This is a genomic window from Mesorhizobium sp. M0854, assembly GCF_040319815.1.
Classification (GTDB): domain Bacteria; phylum Pseudomonadota; class Alphaproteobacteria; order Rhizobiales; family Rhizobiaceae; genus Mesorhizobium.
In genome coordinates, this window is sequence record NZ_JAMYOL010000010.1 from 188,284 (window position 1) to 206,714 (window position 18,431).

The 18,431-nt window shown below is 64.7% G+C and carries 22 protein-coding genes; 16 read left to right on the forward strand and 6 right to left on the reverse strand.

The features are described from left to right. The first annotated feature begins 84 nt into the window (after positions 1–84). The gene (locus NKH99_RS18015) at positions 85–1,002 is read left to right on the forward strand and encodes a peptidylprolyl isomerase (protein ID WP_352456658.1); all 918 of its coding nucleotides are present in this window, start codon (positions 85–87) and stop codon (positions 1,000–1,002) included. 70 nt (positions 1,003–1,072) lie between these two features. Here NKH99_RS18015 and NKH99_RS18020 read toward each other — a convergent pair whose 3' ends face one another. Then, complete coding sequence (locus NKH99_RS18020) at positions 1,073–1,702, reverse strand: TetR/AcrR family transcriptional regulator (RefSeq protein ID WP_353014878.1); 630 nt, start codon at positions 1,700–1,702, stop codon at positions 1,073–1,075. Positions 1,703–1,811: 109 nt separating this feature from the next. Here NKH99_RS18020 and NKH99_RS18025 point away from each other — a divergent pair, with 109 nt between their 5' ends. Continuing rightward, positions 1,812–2,048, forward strand: coding sequence for a putative antibiotic biosynthesis monooxygenase (locus NKH99_RS18025; RefSeq protein WP_352471336.1), 237 nt, complete (start codon positions 1,812–1,814; stop codon positions 2,046–2,048). 3 nt (positions 2,049–2,051) lie between these two features. On the opposite strand, the gene NKH99_RS18030 is transcribed toward NKH99_RS18025, so the two are convergent. Then, entirely contained in the window at positions 2,052–3,278 is a 1,227-nt protein-coding gene (locus tag NKH99_RS18030; protein WP_352745481.1) for a caspase family protein, read from the reverse strand. A 178-nt stretch (positions 3,279–3,456) separates the two neighbouring features. Here NKH99_RS18030 and argJ point away from each other — a divergent pair, with 178 nt between their 5' ends. The 5 genes from argJ to NKH99_RS18055 all read left to right on the forward strand — a co-directional run bounded on the left by argJ (position 3,457) and on the right by NKH99_RS18055 (position 6,635). Continuing rightward, a complete protein-coding gene (gene argJ, locus NKH99_RS18035; protein ID WP_353014861.1) occupies positions 3,457–4,698 on the forward strand; it encodes a bifunctional glutamate N-acetyltransferase/amino-acid acetyltransferase ArgJ in 1,242 nt (413 codons plus the stop codon). Further along, positions 4,698–5,477, forward strand: coding sequence for a GNAT family N-acetyltransferase (locus tag NKH99_RS18040; RefSeq protein ID WP_353014862.1), 780 nt, complete (start codon positions 4,698–4,700; stop codon positions 5,475–5,477). Before argJ ends, NKH99_RS18040 begins: the two co-directional genes overlap by 1 nt. Further along, entirely contained in the window at positions 5,474–5,896 is a 423-nt protein-coding gene (locus NKH99_RS18045; RefSeq protein ID WP_353014863.1) for a (deoxy)nucleoside triphosphate pyrophosphohydrolase, read from the forward strand. Before NKH99_RS18040 ends, NKH99_RS18045 begins: the two co-directional genes overlap by 4 nt. A 127-nt stretch (positions 5,897–6,023) precedes the next feature. Beyond that, positions 6,024–6,329 carry a hypothetical protein gene (locus NKH99_RS18050; protein ID WP_023677980.1) on the forward strand — a complete coding sequence of 102 codons (306 nt, stop codon included), beginning with the start codon at positions 6,024–6,026 and terminating at the stop codon, positions 6,327–6,329. A gap of 126 nt (positions 6,330–6,455) precedes the next feature. Further along, the gene (locus tag NKH99_RS18055; protein ID WP_023677981.1) at positions 6,456–6,635 is read left to right on the forward strand and encodes a Flp family type IVb pilin; all 180 of its coding nucleotides are present in this window, start codon (positions 6,456–6,458) and stop codon (positions 6,633–6,635) included. 50 nt (positions 6,636–6,685) lie between these two features. On the opposite strand, the gene NKH99_RS18060 is transcribed toward NKH99_RS18055, so the two are convergent. Continuing rightward, complete coding sequence (locus NKH99_RS18060; RefSeq protein WP_352453067.1) at positions 6,686–7,558, reverse strand: methyltransferase domain-containing protein; 873 nt, start codon at positions 7,556–7,558, stop codon at positions 6,686–6,688. Positions 7,559–7,612: 54 nt separating this feature from the next. On the opposite strand from NKH99_RS18060, the gene NKH99_RS18065 reads away from it, so the two are divergent. Genes NKH99_RS18065 through NKH99_RS18080 form a run of 4 tightly spaced genes read left to right on the forward strand, consistent with a single transcriptional unit; the run spans position 7,613 to position 10,010 of the window. Then, positions 7,613–8,413 carry a ComF family protein gene (locus tag NKH99_RS18065; RefSeq protein ID WP_352491814.1) on the forward strand — a complete coding sequence of 267 codons (801 nt, stop codon included), beginning with the start codon at positions 7,613–7,615 and terminating at the stop codon, positions 8,411–8,413. A gap of 28 nt (positions 8,414–8,441) precedes the next feature. After that, positions 8,442–8,711, forward strand: a complete 270-nt coding sequence (gene grxC / locus NKH99_RS18070; RefSeq protein ID WP_352491813.1) for a glutaredoxin 3 — start codon at positions 8,442–8,444, stop codon at positions 8,709–8,711. A gap of 10 nt (positions 8,712–8,721) precedes the next feature. Then, a complete protein-coding gene (locus NKH99_RS18075; RefSeq protein WP_352491812.1) occupies positions 8,722–9,588 on the forward strand; it encodes a carbon-nitrogen hydrolase family protein in 867 nt (288 codons plus the stop codon). Then, entirely contained in the window at positions 9,585–10,010 is a 426-nt protein-coding gene (locus tag NKH99_RS18080) for a DUF1178 family protein (protein ID WP_352491811.1), read from the forward strand. Before NKH99_RS18075 ends, NKH99_RS18080 begins: the two co-directional genes overlap by 4 nt. A gap of 141 nt (positions 10,011–10,151) precedes the next feature. Here the strand turns inward: NKH99_RS18080 and NKH99_RS18085 are convergent, their stop codons facing one another. Then, positions 10,152–10,952, reverse strand: coding sequence for an SDR family NAD(P)-dependent oxidoreductase (locus tag NKH99_RS18085; protein WP_352491810.1), 801 nt, complete (start codon positions 10,950–10,952; stop codon positions 10,152–10,154). A gap of 152 nt (positions 10,953–11,104) precedes the next feature. On the opposite strand from NKH99_RS18085, the gene NKH99_RS18090 reads away from it, so the two are divergent. After that, positions 11,105–12,325 (forward strand): helix-turn-helix domain-containing protein, encoded by a 1,221-nt coding sequence (locus NKH99_RS18090; protein WP_353014865.1) that lies wholly within the window; start codon positions 11,105–11,107, stop codon positions 12,323–12,325. 9 nt (positions 12,326–12,334) lie between these two features. Further along, positions 12,335–12,988 carry a Vgb family protein gene (locus tag NKH99_RS18095; protein ID WP_352471321.1) on the forward strand — a complete coding sequence of 218 codons (654 nt, stop codon included), beginning with the start codon at positions 12,335–12,337 and terminating at the stop codon, positions 12,986–12,988. Positions 12,989–13,028: 40 nt separating this feature from the next. Here NKH99_RS18095 and NKH99_RS18100 read toward each other — a convergent pair whose 3' ends face one another. Then, the gene (locus NKH99_RS18100) at positions 13,029–13,514 is read right to left on the reverse strand and encodes a MarR family winged helix-turn-helix transcriptional regulator (protein ID WP_352453076.1); all 486 of its coding nucleotides are present in this window, start codon (positions 13,512–13,514) and stop codon (positions 13,029–13,031) included. A 101-nt stretch (positions 13,515–13,615) separates the two neighbouring features. Here NKH99_RS18100 and NKH99_RS18105 point away from each other — a divergent pair, with 101 nt between their 5' ends. Beyond that, entirely contained in the window at positions 13,616–14,506 is an 891-nt protein-coding gene (locus NKH99_RS18105; protein WP_352503215.1) for a DMT family transporter, read from the forward strand. A 19-nt stretch (positions 14,507–14,525) separates the two neighbouring features. Here the strand turns inward: NKH99_RS18105 and ubiG are convergent, their stop codons facing one another. Then, positions 14,526–15,275 carry a bifunctional 2-polyprenyl-6-hydroxyphenol methylase/3-demethylubiquinol 3-O-methyltransferase UbiG gene (gene ubiG / locus NKH99_RS18110; protein WP_023675148.1) on the reverse strand — a complete coding sequence of 250 codons (750 nt, stop codon included), beginning with the start codon at positions 15,273–15,275 and terminating at the stop codon, positions 14,526–14,528. A gap of 212 nt (positions 15,276–15,487) precedes the next feature. Here ubiG and NKH99_RS18115 point away from each other — a divergent pair, with 212 nt between their 5' ends. Both NKH99_RS18115 and NKH99_RS18120 read left to right on the forward strand, forming a co-directional pair. Further along, on the forward strand, positions 15,488–16,057 hold the full coding sequence (locus tag NKH99_RS18115; protein WP_353014866.1) for a putative glycolipid-binding domain-containing protein: 570 nt from the start codon (positions 15,488–15,490) through the stop codon (positions 16,055–16,057). Between the two features lie 122 nt (positions 16,058–16,179). Beyond that, a complete protein-coding gene (locus NKH99_RS18120) occupies positions 16,180–18,411 on the forward strand; it encodes a sensor domain-containing diguanylate cyclase (RefSeq protein ID WP_353014867.1) in 2,232 nt (743 codons plus the stop codon). Positions 18,412–18,431: the final 20 nt, after the last annotated feature.

Below are 18,431 nucleotides of genomic sequence, written 5' to 3' on the forward strand. Positions count from 1 at the left end.
CTGTCGACCGCGCCAAATTCCGCCACAATCTTGCTGGTCTGGAAGCCATTCCGCTCTAGCTACCCCGCTTTGGAGATAATCGTAATGTCAGTATTGTTCCGCCGCGCGTCGCTCGCCAGCCTTGGTCTGGCATTCGGGCTGTCGGCCCTCTCGCTGTCGCCGCTGATGGCGCAGGAAGCCGCCCCTGCCCAGCCGGCAGCACCCGCTCCGGCGGCCAAGCCGGTCGATCCGAACGCCGTGGTCGCCACCATCAACGGCCAGACGCTGACCGAGGCAGACCTTGGGCTTGCCGAGGGCGAGCTGTCACAGCAGTTCGCGCAGCTTCCGCCCGAGCAGCGCCGCGCCGCGGCGCTGTCGGCGGCGATCGAAATCCGCGTGATGGCGGCCCAGGCGGTGACCACCGGCCTCGACAAGGATCCCGACTTCCAGCGCCGCATGGCCTTCCTGCAGCAGCGCGCGCTGCATGGCGAAATGGTCGAGAAGGGCGTCGTCGACAAGGTTACCGATGCCGAGGTCCGCGCCCGCTACGACCAGGAAATCGCCAACACGCCGCCCACCAACGAGGTGCACGCCCGTCACATCCTCGTGAAGACGAAGGAAGAGGCAGACGCCATCATCAAGCAGCTCGACGGCGGCGCCGACTTCCAGAAGCTTGCCAACGAGCACACCAGCGATCCGAGCGGCAAGACCAGCGGCGGCGATCTCGGCTGGTTCGGACCTGGCCAGATGGTGCCGGAATTCGACAAGGCGGTGTTTGCGCTGGCGGTCGGCAAATATACCGACCAGCCGGTGCAGTCGCAGTTCGGCTGGCATGTCATCAAGGTTGAGGACAAGCGCACCAAGCAGCCGCCGGCCTTCGACCAGGTCAAGGACCAGGCGCGCCAGGCGGTCATCCGCGACAAGTATTTCGCGCTGGTCAAGTCGCTGCGCGCCAACGCCAAGGTCGACATCCCCGATGCGAACCTGAAGAAGACGGTCGACGCGCTGGAAAGCGCCAAATAGGCCAGATTGGGCTACGACAGGGCGCGCTGCCGCCCTGTCGCTTCTATTTGGTAGGGCGAGCGATGATGCGTTAACGCCGCCGCCGGACCGGCGTGGCGTCGTCGGCATCGACAGCGACTATACCTTTCAAGACATAGCCGACCGCCCTGCGCAGCGTCGCTTCGTCCTCGCCCAGGCGGTTCGTCAGAAGATGCGTCCAGGCGAACGAGGCAATCAGGTCGGCGACGACAGTGGCATCGACGCCAGCAGCTATCTCTCCCCTTGCCTTGGCGCGTTCGACCATCTGGCCGGTATGGATGCGACGCCCTCTTGCGTATTCGGCGAGGGCGGCTGCGGCTTTTTCGTCCGACTGCGCCTCGGCAATCAGCGATCGGAACACGCTGCCCGACGATGTATCGCGCCAGTGCGCGAACAAGCTCTTCAGGAAGCCGACGAGATCCTCCGCAAGGTTCCCGGTATCGGGATTGTCGACGGGCTTTTGCCGTTGATAAACGTCGAGCAGCAAGGCGGCCTTGCTTGGCCACCAGCGATAGATCGTCGGTTTTCCGGCGCGTGCGCGGCGCGCCACCGCCTCGATCGAGAAGCCGGAATAGCCAGCTTCGACCAGTACCGCCTCGGCGGCATCGAGAATCGCATCGGCGCTTTCCGGGCTGCGCCGTGCGCCAGCCGACTTGCGCCCGGGATCGGTGATTTCGCCCATCTCTTCTTCCTTACCCGCGATTTCGCCAGCCATCATATACAACTCTTGACGAAACGGAACGATCCGTTTTATATGTAACGGAACGTTCCGTAACGATAAGGAGAGTTTGATGAACTCGACCGCCGTGACCCGCTTTTCGCGCCTGCGCTTCGCCCTGCTGGTGCTGCTCGGCGTGTATCCACTGATCACTGCCATTTTGTACGTGGTTTTTCCGCTGACGCAGGAATGGCAAATCTGGCAGCGTACGCTGGTCATCGCGCCGCTGATGGTCTCGATCATGATCTGGGGACTGATTCCGGGCGTGCAGCGGGCGTTTCGCGGGTTCATCAACCCAGCGGTCCGCTGATGTTCATTCCAGCGCTTGCGACGTTTCCGACGCAACGCGCCACGCGCCATCGGCCAGCACGAGTTCCAGCGTCACCCGCGCCTTGCCGGTCAGGCGCTGCACCGATTTGTCCTTCGGCACGTAGTCGTAGCGCATCGCGAAAACTACGTCGGCACGGTCCTGGCCGTGCGGCGTCACCTCAAGGCTGCCGGGCTCGAGACCGAACGACCACGATGCCCATTGCGCGAACCAGTCGGTCTTGACCTTGACGATCGCCTCGCTGTCGTAGCGCGTGCCGTAGATGATGGCCGACGAACCGTAGAGCCGCTTGACGGTTTCGCGCATTCTCCTGGCATCAGGCGCCAGATAGTTTTCGCGCAAGAATTTTTCGATGGCACCCTCGTCGCCGACGGAGCGTTCGAGCGCAGCCACCTGCGACGCGGGAGCCGGGCTGACGGCCGGTTTCGGTTGCTGGGCAGTGTCTCCGCCCGGAACGAATTCGAAACGCTCGAGCAGCGACCCCTGCTCCCAGGGACGCTGCGCCTCGCGCGTTGCCGAAACGACGTCGCGGCGCACCGCAATCATCATGTCGTTGATGCTCTGTCCGGGTTCCGCCATATGCCGCAAAAGTGCCGCCGCAAACGGCGAGTTGCGTCCCGTCCCGTCCATTGCGACGGCGCCGGGCGCAGTCGAGAAGGCGATGAATGAGCCGCGTGTCGACTCGAACTGGGCAAGACCGGCGAGAGCCGTCGCCGAGCGCGTCGTGGCGCTGCGGCTGAGACTTCGGGCAAACGGGTTGTTGCGGCAGGCATCGAGGAAGACCAGGCTGACCTTGGTCTGCTGCTCCATGATGTCGAGAACCTCGTCGATCGGCACCGCCTCGAGCTGCAGCTTGACCGGCATGTCCAGCCGGGCGTCGACCGGCACGATGAAGTTGCGCCCGTCGACCTGCAGGCCGTGGCCGGCATAGTAGAACAGCCCGGCACCGGCACCCTGCAGCGCATCGGAGAATTCGCCGATCTTGCGTTCGAGCTCGCGCTTGCCGAGATCGTTGCCTTCGATCACCTCGAAACCGATGGCGCGCAGCTTGTCGGCGATGTCGAGCGCATCGTTGACGGGATTGGCCAGCGTGCCGGCTTCGGCGTAGCTGCCGTTGCCGACCACAAGCGCCACGCGCCGCGCCGTCTGCGCATCGGCGCGCAGCAGCAGAAAGCCCAGAAACGCCAGTGCCAAGACCACAAGCCTGCCCATGGGGCAGGATCATAGCGCTATCGGTCGCAGCGACGCCAACAAATTTGCAACAGCCTGCTTGCTGCATGAGGCGGTGTCAGGCTTCCGGCACCCGTAACGGCTGTGAAACGCCTTGCGCCAGCGCGTGCTATCGGGCAAACCGGCGTTCCTTTCGCGATTTTTCCCGCCCGGGTCTTCCATGTCCACACAGGTTTCGCCGCTCGCGCCGAAGAAATATCCCAAGATGCCGGTGATCGAGGGCGTGCGCATCGCCACCGCCGAGGCCGGCATAAAATACAAGAACCGCACCGACTTGCTGGCCATGGTGTTCGACGCCGGCACCACCGTCGCCGGCGTGTTCACCAGGTCGAAATGCCCTTCGGCGCCGGTCGATTTCTGCCGGCAGAACCTCGTGGCTGGCAAGGCACGCGTGCTGGTGGTCAATTCCGGCAATGCCAATGCCTTTACCGGCCAGAAGGGCCGCGCCTCGACGGCACTCACGGGCGAGGTGGCGGCGAAGGCGGCCGGCTGCACAGCGGGCGAGGTGTTCCTGGCCTCGACCGGCGTGATCGGCGAACCGCTCGACGCCGGCAAGTTCAGCCATCTGCTGGCCGGGCTGGTCAAGGACGGCAAGCCGGAATTGTGGACCGAAGCCGCCAAGGCGATCATGACTACCGACACCTATCCCAAACTGGCGACCGCGACGGTCAAGCTCGGCGATGCCGACGTCACCATCAACGGTATCGCCAAGGGCGCCGGGATGATCGCGCCCGACATGGCGACGATGCTTTCCTTCATCGCCACCGATGCGCCGATCGCAGCACCGGTGCTGCAGGACCTCCTGTCGCGCGGCACGGCCAAGACCTTCAACGCGGTTACCGTCGACAGCGACACCTCGACCAGCGACACGCTGCTGATGTTCGCCACGGGTGCTGCCGCCAGGCGCGGCGCGCCGGCAATTTCCGACCCCAAGGATGCGCGCCTCGGCGCGTTCCGCCGTGCCCTCGGCAAGGTGCTGAAATCGCTGGCACTACAGGTGGTGCGCGACGGCGAGGGCGCCCGCAAGCAGGTCGAGGTCACCGTCACCGGAGCCAAATCGGCCCGCTCGGCCAAGCGCATCGCGCTGTCGATCGCCAATTCGCCGCTGGTCAAGACGGCAGTCGCCGGCGAGGACGCCAATTGGGGCCGCGTCGTCATGGCTGTCGGCAAGGCCGGCGAACCGGCCGACCGCGACCTTCTGTCGATCTGGTTCGGCGACAACCGCCTGGCCTATCAGGGCGAGCGCGACGCCGCCTATTCCGAGGAGGCGACTTCGGCGTATATGAAGCGCGACGAGATCCGCATCCGCGCCGATATCGGCATCGGCCGCGGCAAGGCGACGGTGTGGACCTGCGATCTCACCAAGGAATATGTCGCAATAAACGGCGATTATCGGAGCTGATGGCGTTGGATTCCAGACATCCGGCAAGCGTGTTGGCGATCGTGCGCCGCTATGAGGCGGCCGGCTTTCGCGCCTGGCCGGCGGCCGCCGTCCATTATGACGGCACCTGGGTGGTGCGGCTGACGGCCGGCCACCCGGCCAAGCGGCTGAACTCGGTCAATCCGCTCGATCCGGGCGACATCCAGCACATTGCCGAGCGCATCGGTCGCGCCAGCCGCCGCTTCGACGCCTATGGCAGGCCGCTGACCTTTCGCATCTCACCGCTGTCGGGGCCTGATCTTTCGAAGTACCTCGACAGCGAAGGCTGGAGTACGTTCGCGGAGTCGCTGGTCATGCGGCTGCCGCTGGCGGACGCCGCGCTCGACGATGCCATGGACCAGATTCCGTTGAAGGACATCAGCCGTTTCATCGGCGCGGCGCTCAAGGTGAGCGGCTCGGATGTGTCGCTGCGTCCGGGCCTGTCGGAGATCATCGGCGCCATCCAGCCGGAGGCCGGGCTGTTTGCGCTGGAGGCCGGCAGCGAACCGCTGGCAACGTTGATCTGCGTGCATGACGGCGACCTTGCCGGCCTGTTCGAGATCGCCACCGACAGGTCGGTGCGCAACCAGGGCCATGGCCGCCATCTCATCCGGTCGGCGCTGAAATGGGCGCGGCTGCGCGGGGCGCGGGAAGCCTGGCTGCAGGTCGAGGCGGACAACGCGCCGGCGCTGGCGCTCTACCGTTCGCTCGGATTCGACGAAGTCTATCGCTATCGCTATCGCCGGCCACCCGGCGCATGAGCGGCTTGAATACGATCGGCAAACGCCTGCTCCTGGTCGCGGCCTGCGCGCTGGTCGATGCCGACGGGCGCGTGCTTTTGGCGCAGCGGCCCGAAGGCAAGCAACTCGCCGGCCTGTGGGAGTTTCCGGGCGGCAAGGTCGAGCCCGGTGAGACGCCGGAACAATGCCTGATCCGCGAATTGTACGAGGAGATCGGCATCGAAACCGACATCCCTTGCCTGGCGCCACTCACCTTCGCCAGCCATTCCTACGATGATTTTCACCTGCTGATGCCGCTGTTCGTCTGCCGTCGGTTCCGCGGCATTGCCCAGCCGAAGGAAGGCCAGGTGCTGAAATGGGTGCGGCCGCGCCAGATGCGCGATTTTCCAATGCCGTCGGCCGATGCCCCGCTGATCCAGTTCCTCATCGATCTGCTGTAGCGGCCGACCTGCCGTAAATCGGGCAGCGCCGCAACGCGCCGGCAGCAGCGTTAATGAAAGATTTATCTGACCGTGAAAAATTGACGCTAGGCGGTCACGCCGATTCTACCGCTGGGGAGCGATTTGCATGAGCCTTGAAAAGGACTGGGACTCGCCTTGGCCGGACCGCCTTCCTGGCGCCGCCAATGCCGGCATGGGAATATTGCGCATCGCCCTCTTGTTCGGCTCGGCCGCGGTGGCTCTGGCCTTGATCGCGACGCCCTACCTCGACAGCCGGACCCGCTCGCAGTTTGCCCGCGACGGGCTTGATACGATGAGCACCGGCTCGATCGGCCAGCGCGACAGCTATACGCTACGCAAGAGCGTGCTGCAGCCGCTGCCCAGTTCGGTCTGCGTTATACGGGCCGATGGCAGAAGCAGCGGCGACTGCTGACCCCTCAACAGATCTCCAGGATTCGGCTGTTTCCTAGAATGCAGCTGGTTCACCGCGCGTTAAGCCTGTCGCATTAACCTTTCTTAACGGGTCGGCGCTAGGTTCGGGCAAGAGGGATAGGCGCCCATGAAAATGTTGCTGCAACGATTTTTAGAAGACGAGAGGGGTGCGACGGCTATCGAATATGGTTTGATCGTCGCCGTTCTGTCGCTTGCCATTGTCGCTGGTATTGGCCAGGCTGCCGGCGCCATCCAGTGGTTGTTCAGCGATAACAGCAGCAAGCTTGCCAACGCTTTTGCACAGTGACCTGCTTAGCTTTTGCGTGGGATACGCTTAGCTTTTGCGCAAGGATGCGCTCAGGGGCCGCCGGGGTTTTCCAGGATTGTCTTCAGCGATATTTTTGCGGAGCCCGGCTTCAGCGGCTTTTGCTGAGAGGCATCGGGCGCCCAGCCTGACATCCAGACCACCGAGAAACTCGCCCTGACGCGGCCATCGGCATCCGAAAACCGCTCCGCATAGATTTCGGCGGCGCGCGCGAACAGCGCTCGCGTGCCCGGCCGCCTGCTGCGGTCGACAAGCGCGCTGGTCTCGCCCATGGCGCGCAGGTCGGCGACCAGGCCAAATAGCGAATCGTAGCGCACCGTGATCGTCTCGACGTCGGCAACCGGCAGTGCCAGGCCGGCGCGCTGCAGCAGCGCGCCGGCGTCGCGGACGTCGGTGAACGGGATCACACGCGGGCTGGCGCCGCCATAGAGTTCGGTCTCGGCGGCAAGCAGGCTTTCGCGCAGTTCGGAGAGCGTGCCTGTGCCGGCGAAGGCGCCGAGGAAAAGCCCGTCCGGCTTCAGCGCCCGGCGGACCTGCACCAGCATGCCGGGAATGTCGTTCATCGCCTGCAGCGACAGCAGCGAGACTGCGAGGTCGAGGCTTTCCGGCTCGAATGGCACGGTTTCCAACGGCGCCAACAGTCCTGGCTGGCCACCCAGGAAAGCGGCGTCGGCCTCGACGCGCACGTTTTCCGTCACCTTGCCGCTTTCGGCGAGCACCTCTGCTGCAGCCGGCGTCTGGCAAAACAATGAGGCCGCCTTGCCGAACCTGCGTTCGACGGCGCCGAGCCGGTCGGCAAGATCCTCGGCCGCCCGCCGCATGAGGAAATCCGCGCCGGCGATGGGACGGGTCAGTGCCCGGCGCTTGCGCGCCAGCCAGAGCGAGGTGTCAATTACAGGCTGCAATGGGCAGGTCCTTGTGCTTCGCTCTCTGATATAGTGATGCGGAGGACCAACCACGTGGCCGATCCCATGCCAGAGATCAAGCGTATTGCGATCAAGAGCATTGCCCGCAAGGCAGTGGGCTGGCCAGCGCGCCTCTTGTTCCCGCCGGTCTGTGCCGGCTGCCGCCGCCATGTCTCGCAGCCCGGCGTGTTGTGCGGCGCCTGCTGGCCGAAACTCAGGTTGCTGGAACGGCCATGGTGCCCGGTGATGGGCACGCCGTTCACCCACAGTATGGGTGAAGGGTTCCTTTCGGCGGAGGCGATAGCCGACCCGCCGCCGTTCGAGCGCGCGCGGGCGGCGGTCGCCTATTCCGGCGTTGCCCGCCAGATGGTGCAAGGGCTGAAATACCAGGACCGCACCGATCTGGCGCCGTGGATGGCGCGCTGGATGCTTCGCGCCGGTGCCGAGCTCATCGCCGAGGCCGACGTGGTCGTGCCGGTGCCGCTGCACTGGCGGCGTTTCTTCAGGCGGCAGTTCAACCAGTCGGCGGAACTGGCGCGGGCGGTGGCGCAACTCGGAGAGCGGCCTTTCGCGCCATCAGCCATCAGGCGCGTCAAACTCACGCGCCAGCAGGTCGGGCTTGAGCGGCGGGAACGCGAGGAAAATGTTCGCGCCGCATTCAAAGTGCCTGATGAGGCGGAGATCGAAATCGCCGGCCGCCGGGTGCTGCTGATCGACGATGTCTACACCACCGGCGCCACCGTCCGCGCGGTCGCCAAGGCGTTGAAGAAGGGCGGTGCCGGCGCGGTCGACGTTCTGACCTTCGCGCGTGTGCTGCCGGGGGACTTTCGGGCCGACGAATCGGCGCCTATATAGCCTAGGAACGAGGCAGGATTGCTGACCGATGGTCGATGTGACGATCTACACGAGGATGATGTGCGGCTATTGCACCGCGGCCAAGCGGCTGCTCGACAGGAAGGGTGTGACCTACACCGAGCACGACGCCTCCTTCTCGCCGGAGCTGCGCCAGGAGATGATTTCCCGCGCTCACGGCCGTTCCACCTTTCCGCAGATATTCATCGGCGACACGCATGTCGGCGGCTCTGACGATCTCCACGAATTGGAGGCGGAAGGACGGCTGGACAAATTGCTCGCCAACGGCTCGGCCAGATAAGGACATGACGATGGGTGGTTTCAAGGCGGCGGCGATCCAGATGCGTTCGGGAACCAGCCCGGAGCGCAATGCGGTCGATCTGGAACGGCTGGTGCGCGAGGCGGCAGGCCTTGGCGCGACCTATATCCAGACGCCGGAAATGACCGGCGCGCTGATCCGCGACAGCCAGGCACGGGCCGCTTCCTTCACCTCCGAGGACAAGGACATCGTCGTCTCGACGTCGCGGCGGCTGGCCAAGGAGCTCGGCATTTTCCTGCATATCGGCTCGACCGCCATTCTGCGCGCCGACGGCAAGCTTGCCAACCGCGCCCTTCTGTTCGGGCCGGACGGCGCCACGATTGCCACCTACGACAAGATCCACATGTTCGACGTCGATCTCGACAATGGCGAGAGCTGGCGCGAATCCGCCGCCTATGAGCCTGGCACCGAGGCCGTCGTCGCCGAAGTCAATGGCGCGAAGCTCGGCTTTGCCGTCTGCTACGATCTGCGCTTTCCGCAGCTGTTCCGTGCCGAGGCGCTGGCCGGCGCCGATCTGCTTTCGGTGCCCGCCGCCTTCACCCGCCAGACCGGCGAAGCGCATTGGCATGTGCTGCTCAGGGCGCGCGCCATCGAGAACGGCGCCTATGTGGTTGCCGCCGCGCAAGGCGGCGTGCACGAGGACGGCCGCGAAACCTATGGCCATTCGCTGATCGTCGATCCCTGGGGCCGCATCGTCGCCGAAGCTGCGCATGACGAGCCGGCGGTGATCGTCGCCGAGATCGACCCGGCGCAGTCAGTCGCTGCGCGCAAGAAGATACCGAATCTCAAAAACGCACGCGATTTTGCCGTAAACGCCGGTTCGGCGGAGGCAATGCCGCTCAGGGGTGCCGCCTCTTGATCCGCTTTTCCCTGATCTGCGAGCACGAGCACGAATTCGAGGCCTGGTTCCGCAGCAACGACGATTTCGACACCCAGAAGAGGCACGGTTTCGTCGATTGCCCGGCCTGCGGCTCGCACAACGTCGACAAGGCGCTGATGGCGCCTGCCGTCTCCACCGGGCGCAAGCGCGAAAGCATCGCGCTGGCCATGGGCGAGGCGCAGAAGCAGGCGCTGGCGCAGCTCAAGGCGCTGGCCGACAAGGTGCGCGAGAATGCCGACTATGTCGGCGACAAATTTGCCGAGGAAGCGCGCAAGATCCATTTCGGCGAAAGCGATCCGCGCGGCATCTATGGCGAGGCGACGCTGGACGAGGCCAAGAGCCTCGCCGAAGACGGCGTCGAGTTCATGCCTATTCCAAGCTTCCCCGACGACCGCAACTGATCCGTCAACTCGCTCCAGACATAGCGAGGCATCTCTCCGCCAGGCAGAGCCATGATCTGAAGGTCGGCGCCGTCGTCGGTGACAGGCAACCGGCTGCGTCGAGGAACCATGCCGCCGCCCCCTGCACAAGCGTCCGCAATTTCAGGCCGAGCAGCAAGGATGGGGCTCGCGGGCAATCGTTTCGCTGCTTCTTTCATGCCCACTGCCTGACGGGCTTGCTTCACTTGACGGACTTGCTTCCGCATAGGCTGCAAACTGGCGTTCAAGCGCCTTGACTGCACTGCTGCGCCAGCCCTCCGCCAGGGATTCCGACATGGGATCGGGGAAGATTTCCTCTTCGCCGTTCTCCACTCCGTCCAGGATCGCCCGCGCGACAGACTCCGGAGAGGCTTTCGCGATGTCCAGGCCCCGGGTCATGTCCGTGTCCACCGGGCCGGGAAGGACCCTGTGGACGCTGACACCCCGTCCGGCCAAAAGGGTGCGCAACGACTGCGACAGCGAGAACGAGGCCGCCTTCGAGATGGAGTAAGCCGGACTGAACGGCACGGCGGCAATCGAGGCCAGCGACAGAATGTTGACGATGGCTCCCCGCGACCGGGCGAGCAACGGCAGCAGAGCCTGGGTAACGTCGTACGAGCCGAAGAGGTTTACGGCGAGCTGTTGTTCGAGCACACGACGGTCGCTGAGGTCATCGATGGGCGATACGCCGGCGTTGTTGATGAGGATATCGAGAGCATCGATCTTCTCGACGGCCTCCCGGATCTGCGCAGCGTTGGTCACATCCATGGTCAGGGACGTCACACGCCGGTCCGGATGAGCCATCGGTTGGCGGGTTGCGGCATAGACGCGCTTTACGCCTTTGCTCAGGGCTTCCTCGACCAGTGCCCGACCGATGCCCCGATTGGCGCCAGTCACCAGGATGGTTGTACCTTCGATCTTCATTGCGTCTCTCCTAATGCTTATCGTTGTGTTCGAGCGTTGGCGCGCCGCAACTCAGGTTGGCTACAGTCGCCGTTGTCGATACGACTGGTTGGTGAGATGGACTTAGCGCCGGGCATCGAAGCCATGGGAGTGACAAGTGTGACGGGATTCCGATGGACTCGCTGATCACGGCCGCGGCGCATGCGCTTGCGACGGGCGATCCGCTCGGCGCCTTGAAGCGGGTTGCGCTGCGCGACGATGCGCCGGCGCTGGCGTTGCGCGGTATCGCGATGGCGCAGCTTGGCGACCTGGTTCGGGCGAAGGTTCTTCTCAAGAGGGCGGCGCGCGCATTCAGCCCAAGGGAGGCCGTGGCCCGCGCGCGGTGTATCGTCGCCGAGGCCGAGATCGCGCTCGTCTCGCGCGACCTTACCTGGCCGGCCAAGGCACTCGACGCCGCACGGGCGACGCTCGAAAAGCATGGCGACCGCGTCAACGCCGCGCATGCGCGCAACCTCGACGTTCGGCGCCTGCTGCTGATCGGCCATCTCGACGAAGCCGAGCGCAGGCTGGACGGCTTCGATCCGTCGCCGCTGCCGCCGGCATCGCGGGCCGCCCACGAGCTGGCTGTCGCCGGCATCGCCATCCGCCGCTTGCGGACCGGTCCTGCGCGCGCCGCGCTCGGGCTGGCGGCGCGGGCGGCGCGCGCGGCGGGCATCCCCGCGCTGATCGCGGAGGTGGAGAGCGCATCGCTGGTGCTGGACACGCCGGCCGCGCGCCTTGTCGCGCGTGGCGGGGAACGGCCCCTCCTGCTCGATGAAGTCGAAGCGCTCCTGGCGTCGGGGGCGCTCGTGGTGGATGCATGCCGCAATGTCGTGCGGGTCGCAGACACCGTCGTCTCGCTGGCGACCCGCCCGGTGCTGTTCGCGCTGGCCCGCGCGCTGGCCGAAGCCTGGCCGAGGGACGTGGCAAGAGCGACGCTCATTGCGCGCGCTTTCCGCGGAAAGGACGCGGACGAATCACATCGCGCACGATTGCGCGTCGAAGTCGGGCGGCTTCGCGCGGAGCTTCGGAGCTTGGCGGATGTGAGCGCGACGAAGCGGGGCTTTGGGCTGGCCCCGCGCCGCGCAGGTGAGGTCGTCGTGCTGGCGCCACCCGTCGAAGAAGAACATGCCGCCGTGCTCGCCTTCCTCGCCGACGGCGAGTCTTGGTCGAGTTCGGCCCTGGCGATTGCGCTTGGAGCCAGTTCGCGTACCGTGCAGCGAGCGCTCGAGCAGCTCGCCCAGGCCGGCAAGGTGCAGTCGTTCGGCCGCGGACGGGCGCGTCGCTGGATGACCCCGCCGCTGACGGGTTTCCCGACAATCTTGTTACTCCCCGGCCCACTGCCGGGCTACTAGGATGGAATCATGGAACGATCCGCAGCCGAAATCCTTCGAGAATATGGACCCTTTCCGGGTGTCGACCACGTGGACGGCGTTACCTTCGACGGTGAGCATGTCTGGTTTGCCTCAGGCGACAGATTGAACGCCTTCGATCCGGCGAGCGGCAAAGTGGTGCGCTCGATCGACGTCGCGGCACACGCCGGAACGGCCTTCGACGGCCAGCACCTCTATCAGATCGCCGAGGATCGCATCCAGAAGATCGATCCGAAGAATGGCCAGGTGCTGGCGACGATCCCGGCGCCCGGCAATGGCGGTGATTCCGGGCTCGCCTGGGCCGAAGGAACACTCTGGGTCGGGCAGCATCGGGGCCGAAAGATTCATCAGGTCGATCCCGAGACAGGGGCAATCCTTCGCACCATCGTTTCCAACCGCGTCGTCACCGGCGTCAGCTGGGTCGACGGCGAGCTGTGGCATGGCACCTGGGAGGGTGAGGAGAGCGATGTCAGACGGATCGATCCTGAAACGGGAAAGGTCCTTGAGAAGCTCGATATGCCGCCGGGAACAGGCGTGTCGGGGCTCGAATCCGATGGCGGCGACCAGTTTTTCTGTGGCGGCGGAAACAGCGGCAAGATCAGAGCTGTTCGCCGGCCCAAACGAGGCTCGGCGACCAGGATTTAAGCTTTCCACCCTCTCGGCCGGCCCTCTTGGCCGCCCTGGGTTAGCCTAGGCTCGCTATCAGTTTTTCGAGCAGGCGTGCGAGCATGATCTGCTCCGGGCGTGCTAACCCAGAAAGTATCTGGTGCTCGTTGGCGACGTGAGCGGTAACCGCCTCGTCAATCAACGCCAGACCCTTTTTGGTCAGCTGCACGACAATGCCGCGGCGATCGTCGGGGTGCGGCCCGCGCTTGATCAGACCGGATTTCTCGAGCCGATCGAGGCGATTGGTCATCGCGCCCGACGTTACCATCGTCGCCTCGTAGAGAGCCGTCGGCGTCAGCGCGTATGGCGGCCCGGAACGACGCAGCGTCGCCAGCACATCGAATTCTCCGGATTGCAGCCCGTAACTTGCAAACAGCGGCGCCAGCCGCTCTCGTGCGATCAGCGAGGCGGCCTCGTTCAACCGTCCGAGCACGGCCATCGGCGAGACATCGAGATCCGGCCGTTCCTTCTTCCATTGCCCGATCGCTTTTGCTGCGCGATCCATGTCTCTCACCGTTATGTATCTTGACGTGAAGAATCTTTACCTTATCTTACCTCAGCTTGCGATATTGGCCAAGTGCCGCGAACGGGCGACGGGACGGTGCGATGAAATTTCTCTGGGACTCGGCGCTTGGCCTTCTGGTTGTCACCGGTGGACTGCTCGGCCTGACGCTGCCGTTCGGCAAGATCGCGACGGCGGCCGGCGTGGCCGCCATGGTCTGGGCCTTCGTCATCTCGCTTGGTGCCGGCGGCGTGCTTTTGTGCGCATTGCTGCTCAACGGGAAGCGCATGCGGCTTACGCCGCACAGGCTGCGCTATTTCTTCGTCACCGCGGCCGTCTCATATGCAATCCCCAATCTGCTGATGTTCTCAGCGATTCCGCATCTGGGCGCCGGCTACAGCGGCATCATGTTCACGCTGTCGCCGGTCGTCACGCTGGTGTTCTCGATGCTGCTCGGCGTCAGGCGCCCGACCATGCTGGGCATCGTCGGCATAGTCGTCGGTTTCGTCGGCGCAGTCATGGTGGCGGTGACGCGCGGCGAAGCGGGCCAGCCGGCCGAATTTTTCTGGGTTGCGATGGGCCTGCTGATCCCGGTCAGCCTCGCCGCCGGCAACATTTACCGCACCGTCGACTGGCCCGAAGGCACCGGCCCGATCGAGCTCGCCGTCGGCAGCCACCTGGCAGCAGCCTTGATGCTGTTTGCCGGCATTCTGGTCCTGCTTGGCGGCAATGCATTCGGCTCGCTCGGCGGCGTGCCGCTGGTCGCAGCGGCACAGGTGGCATCAGCCTCGGCGATGTTCGCCTTCTTCTTCCGCCTGCAAGCGGTCGGCGGCCCGGTCTATCTCAGCCAGATCGGCTATGTCGCGGCGGCGGTCGGGCTGTTTGCCGGGACCCTCTTCCTCGGCGAGCGCTATCAACTGCTGACCTGGGCCGGTGCCGTCATCATCACCGCCGGCGTGTTCATCACCACCAAGGCGCAAAGCCAGAGGCCATAGGGGCCAGAAGGCGTAAGCTTCAGACGGATGCCTTCTCCGCCAGCACCATGTAGTTGACGTCCATGTCCTTCGAGCGCTGCCAGCGGTCGGCGAGCGGGTTGTAGGTGACGCCGGTGCGGTCGATGACGGTCAGGCCGGCGCCGGCAAGCGCCTTTTCCAGTTCCTCGGGGCGCACCAGCTTGCCGAACTGGTGGGTGCCGCGTGGCAGCCAACGCAGCACATATTCGGCGCCGATGATGGCCAGGCCCAGGGCCTTCAGCGTGCGGTTGATGGTGGCGACGAACATGATGCCGCCGGGCTTGACCATCTCGCCGCATTTGGCCAGGAACAGATCGACATTGGCGACATGCTCGACCACTTCCATGTTGAGGATGACGTCGAATTTTTCGCCGGCATCGGCCAGGTCTTCCGCGGTCGTGGCGCGATAATCCACGCTCACGCCGACTTCCGCCGCATGCAGCTTGGCCACTTCGATGTTGGTGGCGGAGGCATCGGCGCCGACCACTTCGGCGCCAAGCCGCGCCATCGGCTCGCACAAAAGCCCGCCGCCGCAGCCGATGTCAAGGAAGCGCAGGCCTTCGAACGGCCGTGCCGCACGCGGATCGCGGCCGAAGCGGGCCGCCACCTGGTCGCGGATATAGGCAAGCCGGATCGGGTTGAACTTGTGCAACGGGCGGAACTTGCCGTTCGGGTTCCACCATTCGGCGGCAAGGGCGGAAAAGCGTTCCACCTCTCCGGCATCGATCGTCGATCGTCGGGGCTCTGGCATGGCGTGGTCTCCTCGGACGCTAGGAAGTCGGGCGCGAGGCTGCGAATGTCAAGGCGCGAAATTCACCGCCGGCGGTGCGATGCGCGCGATGCCTTCCGGCGCCGCCTTTTGCCGGTGCATTTGTGTCAGCACGTGTCAGTTGATGGTGTGCCGGAAGGAAACGCCTAGGCTTGACGGACGAAGCAGAGACATCGGGTTCGGAGGAGTGCGCAATGATGCGAGCGGTTGCTTCCATTCTTTGGCGCCGGCTTGACCAGGAAGGCCACGACGCTTGCCTTCTGTCGGAAGCGAGTTCCGGGTGGAACCTCAGGGGACACGCGCTTTTCGTCCAGGACGGCGAGCCGTGCAGCATCGCCTACGAGGCGGACTGCGACGCCGATTGGCATACACGATCGGCGCGCGCCGACGGCCTTCTCGGCACGCAACAGCTGCATTACAAGATCGACCGGCTGACCGAGCGCCAATGGACGCTGAACGGCGAGCATCAAGCGGAAGTCGACGGTCTCATCGATGTCGATCTCGGCTTCACGCCCGCCACAAACCTTTTGGCGCTTCGCCGCTTTGCCCTCGATGTCGGTATGGCGACGCCCGCGCCGGCAGCCTATCTGACATTTCCCGAACTCAGGCTCGTTCGCCTCGAGCAAACCTATCAGCGCGTCGATGCTGCACATTACGCCTATGCCGCCCCGATGTTCGGCTACCACGAGACACTGGAGGTCTCGCCGCTCGGTTTCGTCCTCGACTATCCGCGCCTGTGGCAGGCCATCGTGCGGACGGGCTGAACCGCCCGCGTTGGGAGTGCAGCTGGCCGGTGTGGCTTAACGGCAAATTTACGATATTGGCGGTTTCTTAACGTTGGGTCAGTGTTTGGCATTTAGATTGCTGTCCGAGTAGGGGCAGCCCGGTGCGCATAAGAACCCAGATAGTCGCGACATTGTTCAGCGCCGTGGCCTTGATCGGCCTGGTCGGCGGCGTTGCGATCGTCTCGCAGATATCGCTGACCAAATCCGTGGCGCTGGCCGAGGCGACAAGCGTCGCACGGCAGTTGGCCGAAACTATTGCCTTCAGGGCATCGGACGCGCCGCGTTCATTATTCGAGAGACCCGATGCGCTCCGCGAATTCGTGACTTTGCAGCACGGCCGCTCGAAACGCGATATCGTCATCGTAGACAAAAACAAGGTTATTTTCGCCGACGTTCCGGGAGAAGAGCAAAATATCGGCACGACGTTCGACTACGATCCCGGCAATGAAATCGCCCGGACGATTGACGACGGCGTGCCGCGCAACTTCGTCGAGGCCAGTGCCGACGTGGCCGATCCGATTGACCTGGTTGCGGTGCCGATCGAGGATGCACCCGGCAAGATCGTCGGCGCCGTCCTGTTCGAGTATACGCCGCTGCTGCGTGCCGCACAGCAGCGCACGAACGCTATGCTGTGGCTTGTGGGCCTGTGTACCGCGGCAGCCGTGCTGATCGCGGCGGCCTCCGCCTTCCTGTTGTTGCGAGGCTTCAGTAAAGGCCTTGCGGGTCTCAACCGCGGCATCGAATCGCTGGCGCGCGGCGACGCCGGGGCCCGTATCGGCCGCACCTCCGATGACGAGTTCGGACAGTTGGCGCAAGGGTTCGACACTATGGCCTCCGAAATCGAAGCCTCGCGCGCTCAACTTGTCGATCAGAAGGCCTACATCGAAGACATCGTCCAGACCGTTGCCGAAGGCATCGCCGTCATCGACGGCAAGGGTCAGGTCGTGTCCGTCAATCCGGCGGCAGCCGAGATCATCGGGCGGCGCAGCGACAAGGTCGTGGGGCAGGACTGGCAGTCGGCCCTGGATATCCGGGGGCCGTCGGGAGACAAGCCCGCGTCGGGAACATCTCCGGTCGAACTGGCCATGACCACCGGCCGCCGCCACCAGAATGAGGTGAGGCTGGCAAAACCGGATGGGACCTCCTTGCCCGTGGTCGTCAGCTGCAATCCGCTCAACCGCGCCGATGGCGGCATCGTGCTGACGCTCAGCGACATCAGCGACCTGCGCAGTGCCGAGCGGGCGGTGCACGATCGTGCCGAAGAACTGGCGAGGCTCAATCGTGAACTGAAAGAGACATCGGAGGCCACGACCCGCCTGGTCAAGCTCGGCGAACTGCTTCAGGCCTGCGTCACTTTTCACGAGGCATTTTCCGTCGTCGGCTCCGCCATGCCTGATTTCTTCGGCGGATTGAGCGGAACCGTTCATCTGACCAGTGCGTCGCGCAACCTGGTGGAGGAGATGGCGCATTGGGGCACCATCCGGTCGAGCGTCGGCCAGTTCGGACCGGAAGATTGTTGGGCGCTGCGGCGCGGCCAGGAGCACGTCGCCGGTCCAGGCATGCTGACGCCGCGCTGCAACCACATCACCGAAAATGGCGGCCGCGGTTATGTCTGTATGCCTCTAGCAGCGCAGGGAGAGACACTTGGCATCCTGCATCTGTGCGAGCCGAATGCCGTTGACAAGCCGGAGTGGCTTGCCGAACGGCAGCAGATACTGCGTGGCGTCGTCGATACGCTGGCGTTGGCGCTTGCCAATCTGCGTCTGCGCGAGACGTTGCGGCAGCAGTCGATCCGGGATCCCAACACCGGGCTCTACAATCGCCGCTACCTCGAGGAGACCAGCAGCCGCGAGCTCAGGCGCCTGGAACGTGCCGAGCAGCCGCTGACGTTGATCATGCTCGACGTCGATCATTTCAAGCAGTTCAACGATACGTTCGGCCACGAAGCGGGGGATCTCGTCCTCAAGCAGGTGGCCGCCACGCTGGTCGACCATGTCAGGGAAAGCGACGTGGTTTCGCGCTACGGCGGCGAGGAATTTGCCTTGATGATGCCTGGAACGTCACTGGCCGATGGCGCCGATCGCGCCGAAGCTCTGCGAAAGGCGATCAAGCAGCTGCACGTCACGCACCGCGGCCGCACGCTCGGCACCATCACCGCGTCGTTCGGGGTCGCCGCCTTCCCGGAGCTCGGCGCCTCATGGGCGGAGATCGTCAATGCCGCGGATCGCGCTTTGTATCAGGCAAAGGCTGAGGGCCGTGACCGCGTCATCGCCGGAGCGGGTCTCGCCCGTGTCGAGCAGCAAAAGCCAAAACTCACCAAGAGCGTGGCTTGAAATCTGGTTGATGGACGGGG

Excerpts from the sequence above, each read along its gene's own strand:
- NKH99_RS18015 (WP_352456658.1), top strand. The coding sequence starts at position 85 with ATGTCAGTATTGTTCCGCCGCGCGTCGCTCGCCAGCCTTGGTCTGGCA.
- NKH99_RS18020 (WP_353014878.1), bottom strand. The coding sequence starts at position 1,702 with ATGGGCGAAATCACCGATCCCGGGCGCAAGTCGGCTGGCGCACGGCGC.
- NKH99_RS18025 (WP_352471336.1), top strand. The coding sequence starts at position 1,812 with ATGAACTCGACCGCCGTGACCCGCTTTTCGCGCCTGCGCTTCGCCCTG.
- NKH99_RS18030 (WP_352745481.1), bottom strand. The coding sequence starts at position 3,278 with ATGGGCAGGCTTGTGGTCTTGGCACTGGCGTTTCTGGGCTTTCTGCTG.
- argJ (WP_353014861.1), top strand. The coding sequence starts at position 3,457 with ATGTCCACACAGGTTTCGCCGCTCGCGCCGAAGAAATATCCCAAGATG.
- NKH99_RS18040 (WP_353014862.1), top strand. The coding sequence starts at position 4,698 with ATGGCGTTGGATTCCAGACATCCGGCAAGCGTGTTGGCGATCGTGCGC.
- NKH99_RS18045 (WP_353014863.1), top strand. The coding sequence starts at position 5,474 with ATGAGCGGCTTGAATACGATCGGCAAACGCCTGCTCCTGGTCGCGGCC.
- NKH99_RS18050 (WP_023677980.1), top strand. The coding sequence starts at position 6,024 with ATGAGCCTTGAAAAGGACTGGGACTCGCCTTGGCCGGACCGCCTTCCT.
- NKH99_RS18055 (WP_023677981.1), top strand. The coding sequence starts at position 6,456 with ATGAAAATGTTGCTGCAACGATTTTTAGAAGACGAGAGGGGTGCGACG.
- grxC (WP_352491813.1), top strand. The coding sequence starts at position 8,442 with ATGGTCGATGTGACGATCTACACGAGGATGATGTGCGGCTATTGCACC.
- NKH99_RS18075 (WP_352491812.1), top strand. The coding sequence starts at position 8,722 with ATGGGTGGTTTCAAGGCGGCGGCGATCCAGATGCGTTCGGGAACCAGC.
- NKH99_RS18085 (WP_352491810.1), bottom strand. The coding sequence starts at position 10,952 with ATGAAGATCGAAGGTACAACCATCCTGGTGACTGGCGCCAATCGGGGC.
- NKH99_RS18090 (WP_353014865.1), top strand. The coding sequence starts at position 11,105 with ATGGACTCGCTGATCACGGCCGCGGCGCATGCGCTTGCGACGGGCGAT.
- NKH99_RS18095 (WP_352471321.1), top strand. The coding sequence starts at position 12,335 with ATGGAACGATCCGCAGCCGAAATCCTTCGAGAATATGGACCCTTTCCG.
- NKH99_RS18100 (WP_352453076.1), bottom strand. The coding sequence starts at position 13,514 with ATGGATCGCGCAGCAAAAGCGATCGGGCAATGGAAGAAGGAACGGCCG.
- NKH99_RS18105 (WP_352503215.1), top strand. The coding sequence starts at position 13,616 with ATGAAATTTCTCTGGGACTCGGCGCTTGGCCTTCTGGTTGTCACCGGT.
- ubiG (WP_023675148.1), bottom strand. The coding sequence starts at position 15,275 with ATGCCAGAGCCCCGACGATCGACGATCGATGCCGGAGAGGTGGAACGC.
- NKH99_RS18115 (WP_353014866.1), top strand. The coding sequence starts at position 15,488 with ATGATGCGAGCGGTTGCTTCCATTCTTTGGCGCCGGCTTGACCAGGAA.